Source organism: Micromonospora echinospora, assembly GCF_900091495.1.
GTDB classification, from domain to species: domain Bacteria; phylum Actinomycetota; class Actinomycetes; order Mycobacteriales; family Micromonosporaceae; genus Micromonospora; species Micromonospora echinospora.
Window position 1 is genome coordinate 5,020,878 of the sequence record NZ_LT607413.1, and the last position, 24,856, is coordinate 5,045,733.

Annotated in this window: 15 protein-coding genes; 7 read left to right on the forward strand and 8 right to left on the reverse strand. The window is 72.6% G+C overall.

Features of this window, described 5'->3' with window-relative positions; genetic code table 11:
• Positions 1-37 precede the first annotated feature (37 nt).
• Positions 38-337, reverse strand: coding sequence for an STAS domain-containing protein (locus GA0070618_RS22560; RefSeq protein WP_088983405.1), 300 nt, complete (start codon positions 335-337; stop codon positions 38-40).
• Positions 334-4,497 carry a SpoIIE family protein phosphatase gene (locus GA0070618_RS22565; protein ID WP_088983406.1) on the reverse strand — a complete coding sequence of 1,388 codons (4,164 nt, stop codon included), beginning with the start codon at positions 4,495-4,497 and terminating at the stop codon, positions 334-336. The genes GA0070618_RS22560 and GA0070618_RS22565 overlap by 4 nt, the downstream gene beginning before the upstream one ends.
• Before the next feature lie 337 nt (positions 4,498-4,834).
• Here GA0070618_RS22565 and GA0070618_RS22570 point away from each other — a divergent pair, with 337 nt between their 5' ends.
• The 4 genes from GA0070618_RS22570 (at position 4,835) to GA0070618_RS22585 (ending at position 15,913) form a co-directional block, all read left to right on the forward strand.
• Positions 4,835-6,469: a sensor histidine kinase gene (locus GA0070618_RS22570; protein WP_088983407.1), complete on the forward strand. Its 1,635-nt coding sequence runs from the start codon at positions 4,835-4,837 to the stop codon at positions 6,467-6,469.
• A gap of 181 nt (positions 6,470-6,650) precedes the next feature.
• A complete protein-coding gene (locus GA0070618_RS22575) occupies positions 6,651-7,307 on the forward strand; it encodes a hypothetical protein (protein ID WP_231931407.1) in 657 nt (218 codons plus the stop codon).
• A gap of 336 nt (positions 7,308-7,643) precedes the next feature.
• Positions 7,644-12,725 carry a hypothetical protein gene (locus GA0070618_RS22580; RefSeq protein WP_157748987.1) on the forward strand — a complete coding sequence of 1,694 codons (5,082 nt, stop codon included), beginning with the start codon at positions 7,644-7,646 and terminating at the stop codon, positions 12,723-12,725.
• Positions 12,725-15,913 (forward strand): hypothetical protein, encoded by a 3,189-nt coding sequence (locus tag GA0070618_RS22585; RefSeq protein ID WP_088983410.1) that lies wholly within the window; start codon positions 12,725-12,727, stop codon positions 15,911-15,913. The genes GA0070618_RS22580 and GA0070618_RS22585 overlap by 1 nt, the downstream gene beginning before the upstream one ends.
• A 63-nt stretch (positions 15,914-15,976) precedes the next feature.
• On the opposite strand, the gene GA0070618_RS34335 is transcribed toward GA0070618_RS22585, so the two are convergent.
• Genes GA0070618_RS34335 through GA0070618_RS22595 form a run of 3 tightly spaced genes read right to left on the reverse strand, consistent with a single transcriptional unit; the run spans position 15,977 to position 17,966 of the window.
• Positions 15,977-16,624 carry a class I SAM-dependent methyltransferase gene (locus GA0070618_RS34335; protein ID WP_197701596.1) on the reverse strand — a complete coding sequence of 216 codons (648 nt, stop codon included), beginning with the start codon at positions 16,622-16,624 and terminating at the stop codon, positions 15,977-15,979.
• The gene (locus tag GA0070618_RS34340) at positions 16,621-17,295 is read right to left on the reverse strand and encodes a TIGR04282 family arsenosugar biosynthesis glycosyltransferase (RefSeq protein ID WP_197701597.1); all 675 of its coding nucleotides are present in this window, start codon (positions 17,293-17,295) and stop codon (positions 16,621-16,623) included. Before GA0070618_RS34340 ends, GA0070618_RS34335 begins: the two co-directional genes overlap by 4 nt.
• Positions 17,292-17,966 (reverse strand): glycosyltransferase family 2 protein, encoded by a 675-nt coding sequence (locus GA0070618_RS22595; protein ID WP_088983411.1) that lies wholly within the window; start codon positions 17,964-17,966, stop codon positions 17,292-17,294. Before GA0070618_RS22595 ends, GA0070618_RS34340 begins: the two co-directional genes overlap by 4 nt.
• A 145-nt stretch (positions 17,967-18,111) precedes the next feature.
• On the opposite strand from GA0070618_RS22595, the gene GA0070618_RS22600 reads away from it, so the two are divergent.
• Complete coding sequence (locus tag GA0070618_RS22600; protein ID WP_088983412.1) at positions 18,112-19,587, forward strand: hypothetical protein; 1,476 nt, start codon at positions 18,112-18,114, stop codon at positions 19,585-19,587.
• Positions 19,588-19,634: 47 nt separating this feature from the next.
• Here GA0070618_RS22600 and GA0070618_RS22605 read toward each other — a convergent pair whose 3' ends face one another.
• Positions 19,635-20,693 carry an NAD-dependent epimerase/dehydratase family protein gene (locus GA0070618_RS22605; RefSeq protein WP_088983413.1) on the reverse strand — a complete coding sequence of 353 codons (1,059 nt, stop codon included), beginning with the start codon at positions 20,691-20,693 and terminating at the stop codon, positions 19,635-19,637.
• Positions 20,694-20,984: 291 nt separating this feature from the next.
• On the opposite strand from GA0070618_RS22605, the gene GA0070618_RS22610 reads away from it, so the two are divergent.
• Together GA0070618_RS22610 and GA0070618_RS22615 are read left to right on the forward strand one after the other, a co-directional pair.
• The gene (locus tag GA0070618_RS22610) at positions 20,985-22,286 is read left to right on the forward strand and encodes a molybdopterin-dependent oxidoreductase (RefSeq protein WP_088985746.1); all 1,302 of its coding nucleotides are present in this window, start codon (positions 20,985-20,987) and stop codon (positions 22,284-22,286) included.
• Positions 22,279-22,755, forward strand: coding sequence for a hypothetical protein (locus GA0070618_RS22615; protein ID WP_088983414.1), 477 nt, complete (start codon positions 22,279-22,281; stop codon positions 22,753-22,755). Before GA0070618_RS22610 ends, GA0070618_RS22615 begins: the two co-directional genes overlap by 8 nt.
• On the opposite strand, the gene GA0070618_RS22620 is transcribed toward GA0070618_RS22615, so the two are convergent.
• Together GA0070618_RS22620 and GA0070618_RS22625 are read right to left on the reverse strand one after the other, a co-directional pair.
• Positions 22,679-23,425, reverse strand: a complete 747-nt coding sequence (locus GA0070618_RS22620; RefSeq protein ID WP_088983415.1) for an aspartate/glutamate racemase family protein — start codon at positions 23,423-23,425, stop codon at positions 22,679-22,681. The genes GA0070618_RS22615 and GA0070618_RS22620 overlap by 77 nt on opposite strands.
• 95 nt (positions 23,426-23,520) lie before the next feature.
• A complete protein-coding gene (locus tag GA0070618_RS22625) occupies positions 23,521-24,717 on the reverse strand; it encodes a GNAT family N-acetyltransferase (RefSeq protein ID WP_088983416.1) in 1,197 nt (398 codons plus the stop codon).
• Positions 24,718-24,856 lie beyond the last annotated feature (139 nt).

A 24,856-nucleotide genomic window follows, 5' to 3' on the forward strand; every position in this document is an offset into this window, starting at 1 on the left:
CGGTGTCCGTCGGATGGCGCGTCCAGCCTCTGCCGGCTCACGACTGGACGAGCGTCATGACGTCGGCAAGGCCGGCAATGGTCAGGACGGGAGCGAGCAGCGGGCTGGCGAGCAGGTGGATACGTTCGGCGTGCGGAAACAGGGCAGCGAGGCCGGCGCTGTCGAGGTATTCCAGTGCGGTGAGGTCGACCATGACCGGGCCTGCCGCCGTCTCCACGGCATGGGCGAGGGCTGCGGCGAATTCGGCGGCGTTGCTCATGTCGACCTCGCCGGCTGCGACCAGGACCGGGGAACCGTCCGGGCGGCGGCCGGTGGTCAGAGTCAGTGCGGTGCTCATCGAATCCTCGCCTGCATGTCGATGATGGTGCCGGCGGTGCCGGACGTGACGGTGATGGTGTCCATCAGGGCGCGCATGAGGGCCAGTCCCCGCCCACGGTGCGGGTTGGCGCCCGGCTCGGGCGCCTTCCAGCGGCCGCTGTCGGTGACGCTCAGGCGCAGATCCTCGGCGGTGGCGGTGGCCCGTAGCCGGATGCGTCCGCCAGGGCTGTCGCGGTGCCCGTGCTCGACGGCGTTGGCGCAGGCTTCGCCGGCGGCCACGAGGACGTTGTAGGCGTTGGCCTGGTCGAGCCCGCAGCGGTCGAGCCAGGTTCGCAGCGCGCTGCGTACGGGTGCGAGACCGGCGGGTTCAGCGGCGAAGTCCAGTTCCAGGGGGCCGGGATGGCGGTAGAGCAGGAGCGCGACGTCGTCGTCGTACCCGCCCGCCGGGGTCAGTTGACTCATGACGTCGGTGGCGAGCGCCTCGATGGGGTCGGCTCGTCCGTTCTGGATGACGGCCACGGCGCGGTCGATGCCGGCGGTCAGGGGCTGGCGGCGGCGTTCGACCAGACCGTCGGTGTACAGCATCAGGGTGGCACGTGCCGGGACGACGTCCTCGGCCTCGGGTCGCGCGGCGCGGCCCCGGGCCCCGATCGGCCGGGATCTGCCCTGGTCGAGCAGTCGGGTGGTGCCGTCGGGATCCGCGACGATGGCCGGTGGATGGCCGGCGCTGCCGTAGCGCAGCCGCCCGGTCGCCGGATCGAGGACGCCGCAGAAGACCGTGGCGCACATGGCTCCGGGAAGCTGGGCGGCGAAGCGGTCGAGCGCGGTGAGGGTGCTGGCGGGGCTGGAGTCCTGGAGCAGCAGCGCGCGGCAGGCGCTGCGCAGTTGCCCCATGACCGTGGCGGCTCCGAGACCGTGGCCGACGCAGTCCCCGACCACGATGCCGATCTGCCCGTCGGCGAGTTCGACCGTGTCGTACCAGTCACCGCCGACCTTGAGCGGACGGGTGGCGGGTGAGTACCGTACGGCGAATCCACTGGGCAGCTGCGCGGGGCCGAGGATGGCGCGTTGCAGCGCGAGGGCGGTTTCCCGTTGCTGGTCGATCTGGTGGACGCGGTGCAGCCCCTGGCCGAGGTGCCCGGCCAGCAGGGCCAACAGGGTCTGGTCCTGCTCGGTGACGGGACGTCTCTCGCCGAGATCGATCCACAGCGCCATGGTGCCGTACGGATGCTCGATGGCGATCCCGGTGCCGGTCATCTGGTCGGCGATGGTGGTGAGCAGTGGCCGGTCCCGCAGCGCGGCGAGGGTGCGCCGACGCTCGGCGGTCAGGGTGTCCCAGCGCAGGTGCGGGTCGGTGGCCGTCACCGCCGGGGTGTGCGAGCCGTCGAAGACGGCCGCGAGGACGCACGTCGCCCGCCACAGTCCCCGTAGCTCGTCGAGGACGCCATGCAGGGCGTCGGCCAGATTGTCCGCCTGCGACAGGCGGACGCTCAGCGCGGCCAGCGCGCTCTCCCGTTGCAGGGCGTAGTGCTCCGCGGTGACATCGCGGAAGGTGCCGACGATGACCCGTCGGCCGGTGTCGGGATCCTCGACCTGGTTGAACGACGCAGCGACCCACAGGCGGTGACCGTCGCGGTGGGTCACCGGGATGGTGTAGGTGCCACGGGTCTGCCCGACGAGGAGAGCGAAGGCGTCGGCGACCTGCTGGTACGCCTCCGGCTCGGTCTCCTGGCTCGGCCACCAGGGGTGGGTCGGCGCGTAGGGCAGATTCTCGGGACCGAAGCCGAGGATGTCGGCGAAGGTGGTGTTGATCTCGATGACGGCACCCTTGTCGTCGCAGACGAAGAACGCCTCCTGCAACGAGTCGACCAGCGCGGTCCGCCACCGCGCGTGGTGGTTGCGCAGCCGGGCCAGTTCCACGTTCGCCCGTACCCGGGCGAGCAGTTCGGCGGCCGAGAACGGCTTGACCAGATAGTCGTCCGCCCCCGCCTCCAACCCCTCGATGGAGGCCTCCTGCCCGGCCCGCGCGGACAGCAGCAGGACGGGGGTTCCCGCGGTGCGGGGGTCGGCTCGCAGGGCGGCGACCAGTTGCAGCCCGTCCAGGCGGGGCATCATCACGTCGCTGACCACGAGGTCGGGATTGGAGGTACGTGCCGCCTCCAGCGCGGCCCGGCCGTCGCCGACCGCCTCCACCCGGTGGCCGGCGGAACGTAGCAGCCGGGCAAGGTACTCCCGCATGTCCGCGTTGTCGTCGGCGACCAGGACCCGGGCCGACGCCTGTCTCGCATCTCCCTCCACCTCGCCGGGCCCCTCCCCGGCGGTCAGCAGGGAATCGGATTCCGCACCCCGGGCCGGGCCCTCGGGCAGCCAGCGCAGCGCTTCGTGGACGAACGGATCGGCGGTGGCCGAGACAGTCGCGGCGCCCTCTCCGCTCACCAGGGCCTCCGGAGGCAGATGAGCGGCGTCGAAGGGCAGCCGGATGGTGAAGGTCGTGCCCCCGCCGACGACGCTGTGGGCGGTGATGCCGCCACCGTGCAACCCCACGAGTTCCTTGACCAGAGCCAAGCCGATGCCGCTGCCCTCGTTCGAGCGTGACCGCGCGTTCTCGATCCGGTGGAACCGTTCGAACAGTCGCGGCATCTCCTCTGCGGGTACGCCGATGCCCGTGTCTGTCACGGTCACCACCGCCTGCCCGTCCGCCGGGCGCAGCGTCACCCGGATCACGCCGTCGAAGGTGAACTTCAGCGCGTTGCTGAGCAGGTTCAGGACGATCTTCTCCCACATGCCCCGGTCGACGTACACCGGCTCCGGCAGCGGCGGGCAGTCCACCTCGAAGGCGAGGCCCGCGCGTTCGACCGCGGAGCGGAAGAGGCTGGCGAGGTCGGTGGTGGCCGCGGCGAGGTCCACCGGCTCGTATCGCGCCTGCATCCGTCCCGCTTCGATACGGGAGAAGTCCAGCAGCGCGTTGACCAGCTTGCCGAGCCGGAGCCCGTTGCGGTGGACGACCTGTAGTTCCTCGCGGACCCGTGGGTCGGTGTCACCGAGCCGGTTACGGAGCTCTTCCAGGGGACCCATGATCAGAGTGAGCGGGGTCCGGAACTCGTGACTGATGTTGGAGAAGAAGGCCGTCTTCGCCCGGTCCAGCTCGGCGAGTTCCTCGGCCCTCTGCTGCTGGGCCCGGTAGCTGCGTGCGCTCGCGATCCCGGTCGCGACGTGGCCTGCGGCCAGCTCGACGAATCCCCGGTATCCGTCGTCGAACGGGCGGTAGCGGTTCAGGGCGGCGACGACGAAGCCGTACGGTGCACCGCCCTGTTGCAGGAGCGGCACCAGAAAGGCCTGCTTGGGCGGTTCGGGCCAGGCACCTGACGGCAGCCCGGCGAACAGGGCACCGTCGAGCGGCACCAGGACCGACTCACCACGGGCCAGTGCTGCCATCGGCCACACCGCCGGCGAACCGTCCGCCGGGATGGTGCCGGGGACGGCGGGATGACCTGCGGTGATGCCCGCGGCTGCGGCCAGCTGGGCGCTGCCGTCGTCCCGGAACAGGTAGGTCGCCGTGAACGGGAGGTCGTGGGCATTGCGGCCGAGTTGCCGACTGGCGAAGGTCAGCATCTCCTCCTCGGTGCGCACCACGCTGGGATCAGACCCGAGATCCCGGAGCGTCGCCATCCGGCGCTCGCCGACGACCCGTTCGGTGTCCTCGCTGACGACGCACAGCATGCCGACCATGGTGCCCGCGTCGTCACGCAGCGCACTGTAGGAGAAGGTGTGGTAACTCTCCTCCCGGTAGCCGGACCTCTCCAGGAACAGCAGCAGCGCCTCGTCCCAGGTCGCCTCTCCGGTCGTCAGCACCCGGTTGATCCGGGGACCGATGTCCTGCCAGATCTCCGCCCACACCTCGTCCGCCGGACGGCCCAGCGCCCACGGGTACTTCCTACCGAGAGTGTCTCGCCGGTACGCGCTGTTGCAGAAGAACGTGAGCTCCGGGCCCCACGCCAACCACATCGGGAATCGCGACGACAGCAGGATGCTGACCGCCGTCCGCAGACTCTGCGGCCAGTCGGCAGGCGGCCCCAGCGGCGTGGACGCCCAGTCCACCTTCGCGAGGTCACGACCGATCTCACCGCCCCCGGCGAACACGTCCCCACCAGTCAGCGGCCCCCGCTGAGCGCTGCTCATCGTTGCGACAACTCCCTCGAACCGGACGTCTCACCCTGATCGTCGCCGTGGACGGCGCAGGTCCGATGCCACCCTCGGAAGCCGTGACCCCCGCGGCATCGTAGAGCAGGCTCCGACCACCTGATCCGCCACGCGCCGCTCACCCAGACCGTCCAGCTCAGCCCTGGACAACCGTAGCGTTCCACGGCCCGACCGGCTCGACCGCGCCGAGCCGCGCTACGGACGTTTGCCATCGGGCAAAGAGGTGGGGCAGGATCAATCGGCCTGTGCGGCGGGGCGGTTCTGCTCGTGGCCGCGTGGAGGATGCATTGCTGCTGGTGAGCCCGGAGGGTGGCCGGTGAACACCTACCGCAGAGGTTGGACCCTGCGCCGTCGGCTGCTCGCGCTGCTCACCGTCGCGGGCGTCCTACTGGTGGGTCTTGCCGTGGTCGAGGCGGCCGTCGCCGCGCGACACCGTGGTCAGCTCGACACCGTTCTGAACCGGACCGGTCCCCTGCGGGTGCAGGGGCAGGAGCTCCTGAATTCCCTCGTCGACCAGGAGACAGCCATCCGCGGGTACGCGGTCGGCGGCGACCCCGCCGACCTGGCTGCCTACCGCAGCGGCGTCGCGCAGGAGCAGACCCTGATCGCCTCGCTCGACGACCTGGCGCAGCCGTACCCGCAGATCAGGCGGGATCTTGTCGCCGTCGAGCAGCGGTCCGCGCAGTGGCGTGGGGCGGTGGCAGAGCCCGTCATCGCCGCCACCCAGGGAGGCGGCGCCGCCGGACGGGCGTTGATCAACGACGAGGCCCGCGCGCAGTTCGAGCAGATCCGAGTGGCTGTCGAACGACTTCAGGCGGACATCTTCCGCGTACGCCAGTCCGCCGTCTCAGCGGTCGAGGGCAGCAGCAACCTGCTCGTGGGGCTGCTCGGTGCCGCCTTGGCGCTGGTCCTGGCCCTGGGGGTGATCCTCGTGGTCGCCATCGACCGGACGGTGGTCGCTCCCATCACCGCGCTGGCGGTTCGAGTGCGCAGAGTCGCCGAGGGCGACTACCACCACCACATCGAGGGCAGCGGCCCGACGGAGTTCCGCCGACTCGCGGTCGACATCGACGCCATGCGACAGAAGATCGCCGAGGATCTCGCCGAGGTGCGGGAGGCCCGGGAGCGGATCGAGTGGGTCAACACGCAGTTGCAGAAGCAGGCTGAGGAGTTGGTCCGGTCCAATCGTGACCTGGAGCAGTTCGCGTACGTGGCTTCGCACGACCTTCAGGAGCCGTTGCGTAAGGTGGCGAGTTTCTGTCAGTTGCTCCAGCGTCGTTACGCGGGGCAGCTCGACGAGCGTGCCGACCAGTACATCGGGTTCGCGGTGGACGGGGCGCAGCGGATGCAGCGTCTGATCAACGATCTGTTGGCGTTCTCCCGGATCGGTCGTCTGACGACGGGTTTCACGGAGGTGGACCTGGATCGGGTGATGGCGGAGGTGGCGGGGCAGACGGAGGTCGCCCGGCAGCAGGCCGGTGCCGAGTTGACCTGGTCGGAGTTGCCGACCATCCGGGGTGAGGAGCCGTTGCTGACCAATCTGCTGGCGAACCTGGTCAGCAACTCGGTGAAGTTCCGTCGGCCGGACGTGCCGCCGAGGGTGCATGTGTCGGCGCGTCTGGTGGACGGCGAGTGGGAGATCACCTGCCGGGACAACGGTATCGGGATCGAACCGGAGTTCGCGGACAAGATCTTCGTGATCTTCCAGCGGTTGCACTCCAAGGACGCCTACCCGGGGACGGGCATCGGCCTGGCGATCGTCAAGAAGATCGTCGAGTACCACGGCGGCAGGATCTGGGCCGACACGACCGTGGACGAGGGAAGCGCGCTCCGTTTCACCATGCCCGTACTCCCGACCGACGACTGCCACGAAGCCGCTGACCAGCCGAGCCCGGAAGGGCTCCCGTACGCGGCCGGTGTTCCGGCAGACGACAGTCGGAGCAACCGGTGACCAGCCGATGAGCGCGCACTCTCGCGGATACTCGCTCGACGCCAGGCGTGATCCGCTGTCACGATGATGATCTATGGTGAACGAGGGGCCGAAAGAACCGCCGGCTCTGGCGACGTGGGCGGAGGTCGACCCCACGCGATACCCGTTCGACCCGATCGAGGTGCCGGCTCTGGTTCGGACGATGGTGCCCGCGCCGCCACCCGTGCCGGTATGGCGCGAGGGTTGGTGGATCGGGGAATCGGAAGCCTGGGCATGGGTCGACGCCGTCAGCATGGCATTGTCCGACCGTTACGGACCGTGGGCCTACCGCTGGTACTGGGGGCCCGGCGAGGGCGAGCGGCTGGGCTGGGTCACCGAACGCATTCCCGCACCAGCCGAGGCACCGGCCTTCGTCGCCGGATCGCTCCTGGTCTGGCGGCGGTGGTTGGACAGCCTGGCCGAGCGGTTCGACCGGTTGCTGCCGTTGCTCGATCCGGCACAAGCGGGGCCGGGTGACATCGTGGCCGCCTGGGAGGCCGCCATCGCGCACCTGATGAGGACCGTCGTTGCCCCCGTCGTGGATGACGACGGCTGGCAGGGCTGGTGCCGCCTGGTCCTACGGTGGTTCCTCACTGCCGCCGACGTGCCTGCGGAACACGCTGAGGCGCTGGTCAACAGCGCAGTCGACAAGCGCTTCGACCACTGGGTGCCGCTGACCGCTGCCGATATCGGCGACATCGCCGAACGGCTCACCCGAGACGTGCTCAGCCTGACCGGGACCGTGGTGGCAGCCCCGGACGGCAACTGGCCCGACACCTGGCCCCAGGGCTGGCCGTCATGGCGGGCGACAAATACGTAGTCCCGGGTCGAACCGTCCGTCATGGCGCGACACCTGGGGCTGCGGCTGGTCGCCGAGGCCGCGCTCGCCCGTAGGCCTCGGGAGCGCGGGCCCGACCGTTCGGTCGCCAGTAGAGAACGGTGCCACGAGCGTGTTTCAATTTACATATAGGCAAGCTCCAATGATCACACCTGTTCGGCTGGCGACTGTCGCTGACTTGTCGCGCCCTTCCTGACGAATTGCGTCCGGAGCGGATGGTCGGCGATCGGCTCGTCCTGACCCTGCCCGCGGACCCGAATGGGGCTTCTCATGAATTTGCGGGAATACCTGGACTCTCGGAGTTTCACGGTCCTGGTGGTGATTCCGCCGGACATCGACACGTTGCTGCGGTCGGTGAACCAGGTGGTGGTCCAGTCGGGAACGACGGTCACGGGCGTCGTCACGCTGAGCCCGGCGCTGCCCGGCTTCCTCAGCTTCACCATGGCCACCGGTCGTCCCGTGGTGGTGACTCTCCAGGGAACCCCGAGCAATTGGCGCGCCGACATCGCGTTGTCGGGTACGGGCGCGCTGTTCTACTTCCCGACCGCGCCGCCGCTCGTGCCCGCGGAGCCGCGTTCGAGCGGTACGGGCGCCGGTCGGCAGGAGTGGCTGGAGCCGGTGGCCGGGCGGCTGCGGGTGGACGGCGAACTGGTCGTGCGGGTGACGGGGGCAGCCGGCCAGTCGGCAAAGATGCGACTGCTGCCGAAGAACCTGGCCGAGAACGAGCTGGTCACGGTGCGGATCAGCCCGTCGGCGATGCTGTTCGGCACGACCGGCGTCGGCATGAGCGTCACCGACGGCGTCATCCTGATCGACGACAACCCGACGATGTCGCCCAACGGCCTTGATCCGGCATGGCGCGGCCTGTCGATCCCGGAGCTGAAGCTGTACGTGCCGCGCGGCGTTCCGCTTGCCGGCGGCACCACGGTCACCGCCAGCCTGTCGTTGACCAGCCCGGCGGGTGTGGACGCGACGGCCACCGTGCGACTGCCGGCGGCGGACGGCCGTCCCGAGTTGACCGCCGTCGTCCAGTGGCGGGATCCCGCCGCGACCAGGCTGGGCGACCTGCTGCCCACGCTCATCGAGATCGTCGCGCTGCTGCCGGTCGACGGCATGAAGGTCCCCGCCGTCGGGGAGGAGTTGACCGTCGGCGGGGGAGCCCCGACGCGGCTCCGGGTCCGTTACGCCCGCGACCCCCGGCAGAGCCCGGTGGTCGTCGGGTTCACCGCGGCCCTTGAGGCCGACGGTGACCAGGGCCTGATCACCGTACGCGCCGACCCGCAGTCGTCCGTGGCGCCGAAGGCGGTGATCACCGCTGCGGCGCTGGCCACGGCGGTGATGGCGGACGCGCCGAAGCCGCCGCCGCGGCCGGGCGACGACGGCAGCGGCGCGCTCCTGCACGACCTGCTCGTGGCCGCGCTCGGGCTCAGCGCCGTGCTCACGCAGCAGGGCCGGGTCGTCGTGCACGGGGTGACCATCGGCTACTCCACGGCCTCGGTGTTCGACTTCACCGTCGACTACAGCGCCGACATCGTGGTCAAGCCGCTCACGGTGGGTGGCGGCAACGGGTTCGGCGTCAGCATGGACCCGGCCCGGCCGATGCGGGTGCGCTTCCACGGCGTACGTCTACGGGTCGACATGAACGCCAGCGGCCTGGACCGCTACACCCTCGACTACCGCTCCGCCCGGGTGGACGTCGAGGACCCGGGCGGCTGGCAGGTCGAGCACCTCGGGTCACTGTTCGACGTGCTGGGCACCCGGTCCGGCAAGGGCTCGAACTGGTTCGAGGTGGACCTGGCCTTCGCGCTGGACCTCGGGCCGGTGCGGGTCGAGGGCGCCACCATCCGGGCCACCGTGAGCGGCGGCTCGCTCGACGTCACCCTGCGCGGACTCGCGGTGACGCTGGCCTTCCCCGGCGCGGGTAATGGTCTGGACGTCATCGAGGGGCGCGGCCAGCTCAAGATCGTTTCCGATGCCACGACCGGCCGTCCGATCACCGACATCCGGCTGGCGGCGAGTGTTCCGCCGCTGAACCTCGCCGCCGACGCGTACCTGATGACCGCCGACCACGGGCCCGACGGCAACCAGATCCTGGTCGTGTTCGCCATCGACCTGCCCGGGCCGGTGCCCCTGGGTCCGACCGGCCTCGGCGTGTTCGGCTTCCTGGGCGTCTTCGGCACCAACACCGCGATCGCGCTGCGACCCGGCGACGACGTCGTCGTCCAGCAGCTCTCCTGGGACCCGCGCCGGGCCGGGGACACCCGCTTTCAGCCGGGCAGCACGACGCTGGGGATCGGCGCGGTGCTGGGCACCGTTCCGGACCTGGGGTTCACGTTCTCCGCCCGGGCGATGTTCGCGCTGAGCGTGCCGGACGTGGCCGTCAACGCCAGCCTCAAGGGCACCCTGCTCGCGCCGAGGGCGCAGCTGAGCGAGGTCGGCACCGCACCCGACGGAGACCTGATCAACTACCTGGGCGGTCTCGCGTACGGCGACAGCGGACTCACCATCGGGCTGCGTGGCAGCTACCGGGTGCCGGTGCTGTTCGACCTGACCGTGCCCGTCGGCGCGCACTTCCCCCGGCACAGCAGGGACTGGTTCCTGCGGGTGGGCGGCGACGACAAGCTCGGCCGCGGCGCGCCGGTGCTGCTGACCATCCTGCCGGACATCCTCGACGAGCACGCCTGGGCGTTCTTCATGGTCGCGGGCAACGGCCTGCCCGACCTGTTCGACGACGGCCGCGACCTCGCCGGCTTCTCCGTGGGCATGGGCGCCGGCTGGCACCGCGACCTGCGCTTCGGCCCGCTCGGCCTGGAGATGTCCGCGTCGGTGGTCGCGGGGATCGGCACCATGCCCTACCCGGACGAACAGGGACAGTCGCTGGTCCTCGCCGCCGACGGCCGACTGTCCGGTTCGCTCGACCTCGGCCCGGTCTCGGTCGCGGCGAGCGCGGCGCTGAAGGTGCAGGTGGGGCCGGGCCTGCGGCACATGGTCGACTTCCACGTCTGCGGCGAGGTGGACCTCGCCTTCTTCTCCATCGGCGGCTGCGTGGACTTCCGCCTCGGCGACGAACCCGGCCCGCCGCCGACCCCGCTGGCCAGCCCGCTGACCGGGGTCGCGCTGTCCGACCGCAACGGCCGTACGGTCGCCGACGCGGCCACCGACCCCGACGACGCCCCGGTGGTGTGGCCGGACGTGGTGCCGGTGCTGGCCTTCACCGTCGGTCCCCGCACCGAGGGCACGCCGAGCGACGTCGGCCCGTTCCGGCTGGTCGACCCGCACCCCAGCACCGGTGAGGCCGGGACGTCGGAGCTGCGTTACCAGTACGTCCTCACCCATCTGACGATGGTCAGCGTCACCGCCGACGGTGAGACCACGGTGCCGGGCAACCCGGACGCCACCTGGTGGATTCCGGCCGCCGACCAGAACTCGCCCAACCCGCTGACCACCGCGCGGCACCTCAGCCTGCTCTCCACCGACCCGGTCCCGTGGTTGCAGACCCTGGCCGACGGCGGCGTGAGCCTGCCGGAGGACCCGCTGGTCCCACTGCGCAACCTGTGCGGGCCGGCGTTCACCGCGCAGGCCGGCTGGCTGCTCGGCGTCGATGCCAGACGGACCGCTGCCGGCTGGGAGATTCCGCCGGAGGCGGGGTCGGCCAGCCGGTTCCGTGGGCGGTTGGCGGCACGGGTGACGGTCACCCTGGACGGCGAGCCGCTGCGGGCGTCCTGGTTCGCCTCGGTCGGTCTCCCGGCGCCCGTCAATCCCGGCGGGCCCCGCAAGGTCGCCGCCGCCACGCCGGACCGGACGTTCTCCGGCGGGCTGCTCCTGCCCCATCCGCTCCAGGGAGAATGGCGCATCGCGACCGGCGCGCCGATGCTCGCCCTCGCACAGTTCACCTTCGACGAGCCCATCGCCCAGTTCCGGGTGTGGCTGCGGGTGCGGACGACCACGACCGAGGACAGCATCCGCGTGTACTCGCTGGGCACCTCCACCCAGTGGACCCGCGCGCAGACCCTCAACCCGGACCCCAGCCACCGCATCTACTGCTACACCCCGCCGTCGAACACCCTCGAGGGCGGCTTCCGGCTGTACTACCACGCACGCAGCCGGGTCGAGGTGCTGGGCGTACGCGGGATCAACCTGACGGCGCAGAACGACGCGGCCGCGGTCAGCGCGAGCCGGGCGCAGGCCGCCGCCGCAGGCCGGGCGGAGGCGGAGCGGCCGCTGGACGACGGGACCAACCTGCTCCGACCCGGCACCCTGTACAAGATCAGCAACACCATGGTGGTGCGCGGCCCGGAGGGCGAGAAGGCCTTGCCGAGCACGGACTACTACTTCCGCACCGCGCCGGAGTCCGGTACGCGAAGCGCGCCACCCCAGTTCGCCGCCAGCGCCTTCGCGCCGATCTTCCGGACCGTCGACCGGTTCGACCCGACCTACCTGGAGCGGTACCTGTTGGGCTACGTGCCCGGCGATGGCACCCGCTTCTGGTACCACGACGACCCGGTGGCGGCCAGCTTCACCCGGAAGCACATCACCGCGCTGGCCGGACGCTACGGGTACGACACCCTGCTCCGGCTGCGCCGAACCGACACCCAGCCGGCGGCCGCCCCACCTCCCGACCTGGTCACCGCGCGGCTGGTCACGCTGCTCGGGGTCTGGCAACTCGCCCGGCCCGACCAGCGGCTCCACACGCTGGCGCTCGAATCGAGCGGGGCGTGCCGTCGCCCGGCCGTCGGCGCGTCGCTGGTGCCCGAGGCGTCCCTGGAGCCGAACGCGACCTACGACCTGGCCACCTGGTTCCGCAGACAGGGGCAGACCACCGGCGGAGTCGGCCTGCCCGGCGTGGTCTTCACCACCTCCCGCTACGCCTCCGCGCTCGAACAGTTCACGGACCTCGGTTTCGTCAGCACCGGTACCACCGGCCTCGCGGGCGACCTGGCGGTGTCGGCCCCCACGACGCTGCCCCCGCCCGGAGTCGGCGATGGTGTGTTCGCCCGTGTGCTGCGCGACCTCGGCCTCGATCTTCGTCCGACGCCCCGGGCCCGGACGAGCGCGCTGTGGATCCGCAGCGGCTCCGGCTGGCTGCTGTCCGGGGTGCTGTTGGAGTCGCCGGAACCGCTGGAGCGGCCGGACATGGGCCGGGAGCCCGGCGCCGACGGGAACGCCCCGTCCCGGGTCCGGTTGGGGTCACTGAGCGCCCCGAACCCCTTCAACCAGGTCTGGCGGGACAGCTCCGGGTGCCGCGTGCTACTGCGCACGACCTCGCCCGCGGTCCCCTCCGCCGGGCTTCGGCTGAGCATCGAGGAGAACCGCCCGCTCGCCACCGGTGGCACGACCACGGCTACCACGTACCTGCTCTGCTCCTGCAACACCACCCCCCGCTTCGCCCAGGAGATCTGATGTCGGACAAGGGACTCTCGCGTCGTAGCCTGCTCGGCGGGGCGGTGGCCGGCGGCGTGGCATCGGTGGCGGCCACGAACCCGGCCGCCGCCAAGCCGCTGGCGGCGGAACCCATGGCCGCCGGGCAGTCGGCGGCGGCCCCGAGCCACCTGCTGCGCGCGTCGGCGATCACCACGACGAGCGACCCCTGGCTGCCCGACGGAACCCATCTGCGGGTGAACGTCTCGCCCCGGATCGGGCTCCCGCTGCATCCGCTCACGGCCTTCCGCATCGACGTCGTGCCGATCTACACCCGACCGGACAAGCTGGAGACCTCGACACAGCACGTGTGGCTCAACCCCGACCTCTCCGTCGCCGCCACCGGCGGTGGCATCCGGCACACCGGCTCCGGTGACGTCCACTACCTCGTGCTCCATGGCTGGCAGTGGACGTTCCGGGCGGTGCGGTGCTGCTTCGTCCGGCTGCTCACCCAGTCGGGCAGCGCCTTCCGGGTCGACGTGCTGGACCCGACCGCCGAGCTGCCCGACGCCGAACCCAGGGTGCTGGCCACCCGCACCGCCCCGTCGTACGAGTTCGGCGGCACCGACATCACGCTGCTGCGCGTCAGCGGCGCGGGCGTGGTCGACCTGGTCGAGATCGTCAGCACCGAGTCGCCGTACATCGTGATCGACCCTGCCCAGGCGGTCTCCTTCGGCCTGCCGATCGGCTCCGGCCCCTGGTACGCCCCGGAACCGGCGACCGATCCGGTGGCCGCCGCCCGGACGCGGGTGGAGCAGGGCGCGGCCAGACGGATGGGCCCCCCGGACCGCCCGGACGGCGCGGTGGTCCCGCTGACCCCGGCTGACGAGGTGAACCGGGTACAGGCTCTGTCCGGGGCGTCGTCCGGCCTCGACTACTGGCTGGCGCGGGCCTTCACCGACCCCGCGACGCCGCCGCTGGACGCCAGGGTCAGTCTGGCGGGCGGCCCGGTCGCCGACGCCTCCGGCACGATCTCCCCGCTCAACGCGCTCCTCGCCGCGGCCGTCGACCCGGCCGTCGCCCGCCATCTCGGGCTGGCCGCCCGGGTGAACCCGCCGACCGGCACGTCGGTCTGCACTTTGTGGATGGTCGCCGGACTGTGGCTGCTGCCGCTGGACCGGCCGCACGACGCTGGCACACTGCGCTCGCTCATCACCGGTTTCCCACCGCCGGCCCACGTCGTGTCCGCGCTGTACAGCCGGTACCCCGGGCTGTCGGCGCTGGCCACGCAGCGGGTGACCCAGCTGAGGGCGGCGCACCCCACGGACGGCTGGACCGCCGTGCCGCTGATGGTGCCCGCGGTCGCGGCCAAGGCCACCCCGGACCGGCCCGCCGCACCCCGCACGCTCGCCCTGCCGGCCGCCACCTGGCGGGTGACCACCGGCGAGCGCCTGTGGACCCAGCGGATCCCGCTGCTCGGCCCGGCGGCCGGTGGCATGCTCGGCCTGGCGAGGCTGAGCCCCACCCCGGTCTCGTTGCACGGCACGATCCGGGTCGGGTCGGTGGACCGGGCCCGCGCCATGGTCGCCCACTGGGACAGGCACCACGACGACGCGGGCTCGGTCACCGACCTCGCGGTGACCGGCCCGTCGAACTCCTGGGGGCTGTGGCGCGCCGACGAGTTCGGCCGGTGGAGCGACCGGAGCACGGTCGCCGCCCCGGCACCGGCCGTCGCCGGACCGCCCACGCCGATCGTGGAGGCCGAGTTCCGACCCGCCATCCCGGACGGCGGCCTCCAGCCACGCTCGCCCGGCGCGCTGCGGATCCGGATCGGTGTGCCCGGACCGAGCCTGCCGGGTGCGTTGCCGTCCCGGGACGTGACCAGCCCGGGCGGGGCGCCGGTGACCTCCGCCCTGCTGACGGTGGACGGCGTGCCACAACCCGCGATCCCGGTGCCGGCCGGCGTGACGTCGGTCGTCGCGACCGTGGCGGTACGCGAGTTCGGCGTCGGCGACACCGCGGCGATCCCCGTGATCGCGAAGCTGGTCGACGCGGCCGGCCGTCCGTCCGCTCCCGCCGAGGTCGAACGGACCGTGCACGATCCACGGGCCTATGCTCCGCTGCGGGTCGCGCCGACCCTGCTCTTCGCCGCCGAGCGGAACCCGATGGGCGACAGCGAACTCGGTCTGGAGTGGAGCGGCGGCGCGTGGGGATACCGGGTGTACCTGGGCGACGAGCGGAGGCTGGGCGGCACGGGCGCCGGCCCGCGGTGCGAGCGGGCGGCCGAGGTCTGGGCGCGCTCCGGTCACCTGGCCGATCGGCGCCGGTTCACCCTCGTCACACCGAAGCCACTGCGGGCCGCGCCGGACGGAGTCGTGCGCTTCACCCACCGGCTACCCGGGTCGCTGCGCAACGTGCAGTTCGTCCGGGTGGTTCCGGTCACCAGCGCCGGCGTCGAGACCCCGTTCGAGACGTGCGGGCTCACGCCGGTCGCGGTGCCCGTGCCGGACCGCCCGCCCGCGCCGGTCGTGCAGGTGCGACCGCGCGGCGACGGCCGGGTGGATGTGACCATCACTGCCACCGGACTCCGCGACGACCTGCTCGCCGGGCTCACCGAGCCGCCGCAGGCCCGGCTGCGGCGCGGTCGCCTGGCCGACAGCGACCCCGAGTACATGCCCGTCGTGCAGACCGGCATCCCGCTCGTCAAAGGCCCCGACGGCACGTGGTCGGCCACCGTCGTCGACGGACCGGCCGCGGGCTTCCCCGGGTACGTCCGGCTGACCTGGCTGGCCGAGGTCCGCTACCCGGCCGAACCGCACCTGCCGGCTGACGCGCTGCCCGCCGGTAGCGACGTCCAGCCGATCGGCGGCGTACCGGCGGGTCCGCAGGTGTCCGGCTGGGGCCCGGCATCCCCGCCCACGAACACGGTGCTGACCCCCGAGGTCCAGCTCGTACCCCGGGCCACCGTCCGGCCAGGCCAGGGGTACAACGAGATCCTCGTGACGAACGCACCGGTCTCCCACCGGTACGCGATCGCACCGCACCAGGTGGTGGTCCACCGGTTCTTCGCGTCCGGGCCCTACCCGAGCGCCGCGCTGCCCCCGGTACCGATCACCGCCACGACGACGGTGGTGCGCGACACCACCGTCAACCCCCGCCCCACCGGATACATGGTGGTGATCACCGATCCGTTCGGTCGTTCCGCGCCCCCCGTGTACGTCCAGTACTAGGCAGAAACAGGTCTGATCCGCCGGTCGCCCGGCAGATGCCTCATCGCTGCGCACCGGCGGACGTCATGGCGTGACGGTACGGTCCGGGCGGGTCAACTCGGCGAACCAGCGACAGCCGAACCGGAACACCTCGCCGATCGCCAGTCCCGCCACCGCCGCGGCGTCCGCCACCGCGCCTGTGTCGAGCCACGCCCAGCGGAAGACCGGGCCCTGGTGCGATCCGGTGGCCACGTGGGCCTGCCCCTGCCAGACGCCGAAGCCGGGTGGTTCGAGTTCGACCAGCACCGTGCCGGACGGCCGCAGCAGCGACCGGCACCGCTGCAGCAGCGCGACCGGATCGCCCCCGATGCCGATGTTCCCGTCGAGCAGCAGCGTGTGTGCCCACCGCCCCTCCGCCGGCAGTGTGCCGAACAGGTCGGCCTGCACGGCGACCGCGCCTCGCGCCCGGGTCGACGCCACCGCCCGTGCCGACACGTCCACCCCCACCGCGCTCAGTCCGGCCCTGGCCAGCGCCACGGACATCCGGCCCGGACCGCACCCCAGGTCGAGGGTGGGACCGGCGCAGCGGGCGACCACCGCCGCGTCCGCCAGCCCGGCCGCCCGATGCCACCGGTCCACCGGCAGTCGTCGGCGGGGCCCGTCCGCAGGAACCAGCCAGTGCACGGCCCCGGGCCGGTCGTGGAGCGTGGAGGCGAAACCGTCCCCGGTCACGCCCGTACCACCAAGGCGCGACGTACGGCCGCGACCTGGCGGGCGAACCGGCCGTCCGGGGCCGCCGCCGCCACGACCCGCGCGTCGGACCAGTCGTCCACGTCCCGCAGCGGGGGCAGCGGCACGGCGCGCAGCCCGCGGCCGGCCAGCGCGGACCAGGTCGACCGGCCCGTCTCCGGGGTCGACATCGGCACCCCGCGCAGCACCGCCGCCTGGCGGGGGTCGCGTAGCCCCAACGCCCACCAGCCACCGTCGTCGGCGGGCCCGAGCACCGCGTCCGCGTTCGCCAACCGGCGTACGGCGGCGGCCAGCCGCGTCGGGGTCAGTTGCGGGGTGTCCATCCCGATCTGCACCACCCGACGGTCCGGGAACGCCTCGGCCACGTCGAGATGGGCGTGCGCGAGTCGGTCGGCGAGATCCGTGCCCCGCTGCGGCAGGACCGACCAGGTGGCCAGGGCGGCGGTGAGCTCGGCGCCGTCCTCGGCGTCTGCCAGGTTTCCGGACAACGCCAGCACGGGTGTCACCCCCGGCGTGTCCCGGACGGCGTCCAGGGTGTCGCGCAGCGCGGCGGCGGCCAGCCGGGCGGCCTGGCGGGGAGTCGCCGGCGGGCATAGCCGGGTCTTGACCATGCCGGGCACGGGTGCCTTCGCCACCACCAGCAGAACCGTCATCGGGGCTCCCGCATGTCGCGCAACACGGCGGCGAAGTCCCGGGTGGCCCGGAGGGTGCCCCGCACGGAGCCGGAGACCTTGGAACGGGTGCCGGCGGCGCGCGGGGCGTAGGTGACGTCGAGCTCACGAATGCGCCAGTCCGCCGCAGCGGCCCGGATCACCAGCTCGAGGGGGTAGCCGAAGGCCCGGTCGGTGACGCCGAGAGCGAGCAGCGCCTCCCGCCGGGCCACCCGGATCGGGCTGAGGTCGCGCAGCGGCACGCCCCGCCGCCGCAGCAGCGTGGTGACCAGCGCCGTGCCCACCCGGGCGTGCCAGGGCCAGACCCCGACACGGACCGGTCGGCGGCGGCCGACCGCCAGATCAGCCAGCCCGTCGGCGACCGGGGCCACCAGGGCGGGTAGCTCTCGGGGAGCGAAGGACCCGTCGGCGTCCAGCACGCAGACCAGCTCGGTGTCGGCAGCCTCGATGCCGGCGTGCACGGCCGCGCCGTACCCCCGCCGTGGTTCGTGTATCACCCGCGCGCCGTGCCGGGCGGCCACCTCGGGCGAGCCGTCGCGGGACCCGTTGTCCACGACGATCGCCCGATATCCGGGCGGCAGCGCGGTCAGCACAGCGGGCAGGGCGGCGGCCTCGTCCAGGCACGGCAGCACCACGTCGATCGGTGTCGGCATACCGCCGACGCTAGGGCCGCCCAGGGCGGCCCGTGCCGGATTCGACCTCACGGAACGCCTACCGGACGGACACTTCTTACCGTCCTGTGACGTGCCGACGACTCGGCTGACGGGGCGCGGACGAAGACCGTACCGTCCGGTCGACATGAGCACCGGTGTGACACCTCTCCGCGCGCCCGGCTCCGACCGCAGCCCGAGCCGCTACCGGGGCGACCTGGTCGTGCTGGGCGTCGAGGGGGCCCTGCTGGTCGTCGCCGTGACGGTGGGCGCGGTGCTCAACCGCGCGGGGGTGGGTCTGTACGCCGACGCCGCGCCGCTCTACGCCACCTGGAGGCCGCACCTCGGGTGGGGAACGCCGGTGGCGCTGGCAGTCGCGGTCGCCGTGGTCGGACCCGGAACGCGGTGGGCCCGGACCGCCCGATGGGGCCCTCTGCTCGGCGTCGGCTACCTGGCGGCGGTCGGCTGGACACTCGCTCTGGCGCTGGTCGACGGCTGGTCGGTGGGACTGACGAGGCGGCTGACCCCGCAGGCGGAGTACCTGCACGAGGTGCCCGGGGTGACGGACGTCCGGCGGATGCTGGCCGGATTCGCCGATCGGATCTTGGACTTCCAGCCCGACTCGTGGTCCACCCACACCGCCGGCCACCCACCGGGTGCCCTGCTGGTGTTCGTCGGGCTGGACCGGGTCGGCCTGGGCGGTGGCACGGCGGCGGCGCTGGCCTGCGTCCTGGTCGGGGCAAGCGTCGCGGTGTCCGTGCCGATCACCGTGCGGGCCCTGGGCGCCGGCGAGGCCGCCCGGGCGGTGCTGCCGTTCCTGGTGCTGCTGCCCGGAGCGGTCTGGGTGGGTGCCTCGGGCGACGGTCTCTTCACCGGCGTGACGGCCGCCGGTCTCGCGCTGCTGGCCGCGCGGGGACCCGTGACCGTGGTGGCCGGCGGCCTGCTGCTCGGCTTCGCGCTGTACCTGTCCTACGGCTTCGTGCTGCTCGCGCCCCTGGCCCTCGTCGTGCTGGCACTGCGCCCCGGACGGCGGGGCGTCGCGCTGCTCGCCGGGGCGACCGGAGTGGCCACGGTGGTGGCGGCGTTCACCGTCGCCGGCTTCCACTGGTGGCAGGGGTACGACCGGGTGGTCGAGCGCTACTACCAGGGTTGGGCGGCCGACCGTCCCTACGGCTACTGGGTCTGGGCCAACCTGGCAGCCCTGCTCCTCTCCGCCGGGCCGGTGGTCGGGCCGGCACTGCGCCGCACCCTGCACTCGGCCCGGAGCGCCTGGCGGGCGGGAGCCGGACCGGCGGAGCCGACCGCACCGGCACCGCCGGTCGGCGGCTCGGGACCGGTCGGCGGTCCGCTGGTGCGCGACCTCGTTCGTCACCGCCGGCTCGCGCTCGTTCCTCGGATCGAGGCGCTCGGACCGACCGTTCTGCTACCCGCCGCCGCGGCACTGGCGGTGGCTGCCGCCGACCTGTCGGGCATGAGCAAGGCCGAGGTGGAGCGGATCTGGCTTCCGTTCGTGGTCTGGCTGCTGGTCGCCGCGCATCTGCCTGTCCCGGCTCGCCGCTGGTGGCTGGCCGGGCAGGCCCTTACCGCCCTCGCCGTCAATCACCTGCTGTTCACCGTCTCGTGAGACGGCGCGATCCGGCTTCCGGGCCGCCGGTGGGCGGCCAGGGCCGCTCAGGCCGACACGGCGGCGGTCTCCCGCAGCGGGTCGGTGGCGAAGGCGGTCACCCCGTCGACGAAGCCGACCTGGGCCGTGTACCCGAGCAACTCGCGCGCGCGGGCCGGATCGGCGACCACGTGCCGCACGTCGGCGGTCCGGGTTCCGCCGACCACCACCGGCGCCGGCCCGCCCATCGCCGCCGCCAGCGCGGTGGCCAGGTCGCCGACGGTGTGCGGTTGACCGGAGCAGACGTTCACCGGTACCAGACCGTCCGGAGCCGGCGCGGTCAGCGCCAGCACGTTCGCGCGCGCCACGTCGGTGACATGCACGAAGTCGCGTCGCTGCCGGCCGTCCTCGTAGACCCGGGGCGGCCGGCCGTCGGCCAGCGCCGACCGGAAGATCGACGCGACCCCGGCGTACGGGGTGTCGCGGGGCATCCGGGGGCCGTAGACGTTGTGGTAGCGCAGCGCCCACACCCCCGCCCCGGTCTGCCGGCTCCACGCGGCGGCCAGATGTTCCTGGGCCAGCTTGCTGGCCGCGTACGTGCTGCGGGGCTCCAGCGGGGCGTCCTCCGGCACGAGCGCGTCGGTGAGGACGCCGGCGCACACTCCACAGGTGGGGTCGTACCGGCCGGCGGCCAGATCGGCCTGGCGACGTGGTGCCGGTCGGACGATTCCGTGCCGGGCACATGTGTAGCGGCCCTCACCGTAGACCACCATGGAACTGGCCAACACCAGACGAGACACGCCGGCCCGGTGCATCGCGGCGAGCAGCACCGCCGTGCCGTAGTCGTTGTGGCTGACGTAGTCGGGGGCGTCCGACGGGTCCAGCCCGTGCCCGACCATCGCCGCCTGGTGGCAGACGGCATCGATCCCGGTCAGCAGATCGTCCAGCAGCCCCGGATCGCGGACGTCGCCGATGACCGGATCGTGCCGGCGAAACCACTCGGGCACGCTCCCGTGCGTCTGCGGCAACAGCGCGTCCAGGCAGACCACCCGGTGCCCCTCCGCCACGAGCAGGTCCGCGACCTGCGATCCGATGAACCCGGCGGCGCCGGTGACGAGTACCCGCATTCCCGTCACGGTAGGACAGACCGACGGCCACGGGTGCCGGTTCGGCTCGGACGTCGGCAACTCGTGGCAACCGGACGGTACGCCCCGGGTAATGCCACAAAGCCCGCCCGCGACCGGCGCTGACGGCTAGCGTCCTGAACCAGAGCCCGTCGCGTCCGGTCGACGCCCTCACGTGGAGGATCCGTGCCAGCCGACCCGCCGTCCCACGAGCCCGCCGGGGGAGCCGACCGTGGTGAGCCGAGACGCACGTCCGACACCTCCGGCCGGTCGGCCGAGACAGCCGGCGCGCCGGTGTACGCCTACCCGGCGCGGCTGTGGCGCGCGCTGGACCGGCACCGCCCGCCGGGGGCCGCCGCCACCGCCGACGCCTGGCGCAGCCCGGTACGCGGCCCGTGGTTGACCTCCGTGCTCGGCGTCGTCCTGCTCGCCACGCTACCGCTGGTGATCGTCACCGGTCTGCTGGACTGGATCGCGTACGGTCCTCGGCTCGGCCAGGCCCTCCCCACCGACGTGGGCTGGCTGCGTCCCCCCGTCTTCGACTGGCCGACCCGCCCCGCCTGGCTGTTCCGGGTCACCCAGGGCCTGCACGTGACGCTCGGCATCATGCTGGTCCCGGTGGTGGTGGCGAAGCTCTGGTCGGTGGTGCCCAAGCTGTTCGACTGGCCGCCGGCCCGTTCGGTGGCCCAGGTGCTCGAACGGCTGTCGCTGCTGCTGTTGGTGGGCGGGATCCTCTTCGAGATGGTCACCGGCCTGCTCAACATCCAGTACGCGTACCTGTTCGGGTTCGACTTCTACACCGCGCACTGGTACGGCGCCTGGGTCTTCACCGCCGCCCTGGTCACGCACGTGGCGATCAAGCTTCCTCGGATGATCTCCGCGCTGCGTGGTCCGAACATGGCGCGTACCCCGGTGGGGGAGACCACGCCGGAGCCGGCGGATCCGGACGGGCTGGTCTCCCGACGGCCCGGCCCGACGACGATGAGCCGGCGTGGTGTCCTCGCCCTGACCGGGAGCGGCGTGTTGCTGCTGGCGGCGCTGACCGTCGGGCAGACCCTGGACGGAGTGCTGCGCCGGACCGCGCTGCTGCTGCCCCGGGGCCGGCAGCCCGGCGAAGGACCGAACGGGTTCCCGGTGAACCGGACCGCCGCCGCGGCCGGTGTGCGACCCGCCGACACCGGGGCCGGGTGGCGGCTGACGGTGCGCGGCGGCGACCGTACGGTGGAGGTGGACCGTGGCGGCCTGCTCGCGATGACGCAGCACACCGCGGACCTGCCGATCGCCTGCGTGGAGGGCTGGTCGACGGAGCAGACCTGGACCGGGGTACGGCTACGGGACCTCGCCGCTCTGGTCGGCGCACCCGAGCGCGCCCTGGCGAGGGTCGAGTCGCTGGAACGGGCCGGGTTGTTCCGTCAGGCCCGGTTGCACGCCGACCAGGTCCGCCACCCCGACTCGCTGCTCGCCCTGCGGGTCAACGGGGTCGATCTCTCAACCGATCACGGCTACCCCGCGCGGGTCATCGTCCCGGCGCTGCCCGGTGTGCACTGCACGAAGTGGGTCCGGAGCATCACCTTCGAGGAACGGCCCGATGACTGAGTTCCGGCGTGGCTACGGTGCCGCGCCCTGGCACCTGTTGCTCCTGCTCGGCTGCTTCGCGGTGACCGGCTGGATCGCGTTGCGGCTGTCCGGGGAGCCGGCTGCGGGCCGGATGCTGCTCTGGTTCCTCGGTGCGGTCGTCGTCCACGATCTGTTCCTGTTCCCGGTCTACGCGCTGGCCGACCGGATGCTTCGCGCCGCGATGGGACGTCCGGACCGCCGCTCGGCGCTGAACCACGTGCGGGTGCCCGCGCTCGCCTCCGGGTTGCTCCTGCTCGTCTACCTTCCCGGCATCCTCGGACTCGGCGGGGACACGTACACGGACGCGAGCGGCCTGACCCCGCAGCCGCTGCTGACCCGCTGGCTGGCGGTCAGCGCGGTGATCTTCGCCGTCAGCGCGATGCTCTACGCGCTGCGGCGGCGTCGTCTACGCCGGGATGCGGGGTCCCGTCCCGTAACGCGGCGTTGACGGCGGCTTCGACGTGCAGTCGAGAGGTCGGGAAGACGGGAACGGGGCTGTCGTCACCTGAGATCAGCAGTTCGATCTCGGTGCAACCCAGGATGACGCCCTGTGCGCCGGATTCGACGAGGCGCTCGATGACCTTCTGATAGGTCTGCCGGGACGTCTCGCGGACGTCGCCGAGGCACAGCTCGTCGTAGATGATGCGGTGCACCTCGGCGCGGTCGTCCGGTTCGGGGACGATCACACGCAGGCCGTGGCGGGTGAGCCGGTCGCGGTAGAAGTCCTGTTCCATGGTGAAGGCGGTGCCGAGCAGTCCCACGGTGTGCAGGCCGGCGGCGGTGACCGCCTCGGCGGTCGTGTCGGCCAGGTGCAGCAGCGGAATGCTGACGGCGGCCTGGATCTGGTCGGCGACCTTGTGCATGGTGTTCGTGCACAGCAGCAACAGGTCGGCGCCAGCGTCCTGCACCGCGGCGGCGGCCTGGCCGAGCAGGCGACCCGCCTGTTCCCACTCCCCAGCGCTCTGAAGGCTCTCGATGTCGGCGAAGTCGACGGAGTACAGCACGCACCGTGCCGAGTGCAGGCCGCCGAGGCGGTCACGGACCAGTTCGTTGACCAGCCGGTAGTAGTGGGCGCTGGACTCCCAGCTCATTCCGCCCAGCATCCCAATCGTCAGCATGGCTCTTTCCTACCATCGGCGGTTCGGGCGTCCATGCTCGGCCTCTCCGGGTGATGACGTGCTCGCGGCCGGCGCTCAGGCTCCTGGAGAACCGGTCAGAAGTAGTCGAGCAGGTGGGCCGGGCCACCGACCGCGAGCAGGTCGAGGACTCGGGGATCGGCGCCCGGGCCGGGTCGCAGCTGACCGGCCTGGACGAGGCTCTCGGCGTTGGTGGCGCCGGCATAGAGCTGGGCGAAGCCGAGCACGCTCAGGTGCAGTGCCGGTTCGCCGGTGGACCGGGACAGCTCGCCCGCGCCGTCGGCGACCTCCAGCCGCCAGGCGCCGGTGTTCCATTCGGCGAGGTCGTCGTCGAGGGTGAACTCGACGCTGCCGCGCGCGTACGACGGCCAGCCGCGCTCCCGGACGGCCCGGGTCACCTCCACGGGCCGGTGCATCCAGGGCTGCTGGCGGTGTTCCCGGAGCGTCTCCAAGGGCAGCTGGGCGGTGACCGCGTCGCCGTCGAGCAGGCGCATCCGCAGGGTGGGGGCGACGCTGCGCCAGCTGGCGAGGACGCCGACGAGTTCCCGGGCCGCGTCGGGGGTGGTGGCGAGGACGTCGTAGACCGTCAGCACGGAATCCGGGCCGTAGCCGCGCCCTCGGTCCCAGCTGACGTAGCCGACCAGGTCGCCGTCGTGTTCGACGAGAGTGACGCCGTCGGAGGGCAGGTCGGTGGTGGCGCCGAGGTGGTCGAACAGTTCGCCGCGGCGGGTGAGAAGTCCCCGGCGGTGACGGGCGACGCGCTCGTAGAGGTCGGCGACGGCCGGCATGTCCTCGGCGGTGGCGGCGCGGACGGTCAGGTGCGGAGCGGGCCGGTACCGGGGAAGGTCGGCGGTGACCAGGTCGACGGTGCGTAGCGTGCCCGCGACCTCCCAGCCGCAGGCCCGGTAGGGGCCGATGATGGTGGGAAACAGTGCGCTGACGGCGGCCCCTCGCTCGCGGGCGCCGCGCAGTAGGGCGGCGAGCAGGGCGCGGGCGACGCCGCGGCCACGCGCCTCGGGAGCGACGGCGACGCCGGCGACGTCGGCGGCGGACACGGTTCGGCCGGACCACCACTGTTCGTGGTGCAGGTCGACGGCCTTGCCGAGGAGACGTCCGGCCGAGTCGAACGCCCCGTAGCGGGTCGTGCCGGGCGTGGCCGGGCCGGCGGCGTCCGGCGGGGGTTGCGGGTCGTAGCCGAAGGCTTGCGCGCCCAGGGCCCAGGTGGTGGGGATGTCGTCGGGGGTGAGCTCGCGAACGGCGACGGTGGGCTGCACCAGCCGACGATAGCCACTGCTCAGCCGGCGTCGAATCGATTTTTCCGCGGCCGTGACGGTTCCGGCGAGGAGCCTCACGGCCGAGTCGGACAAGCAGTCCGCTGGCGCTCGGTGAGAGAGCGTCGGATCGGTGCCGGTG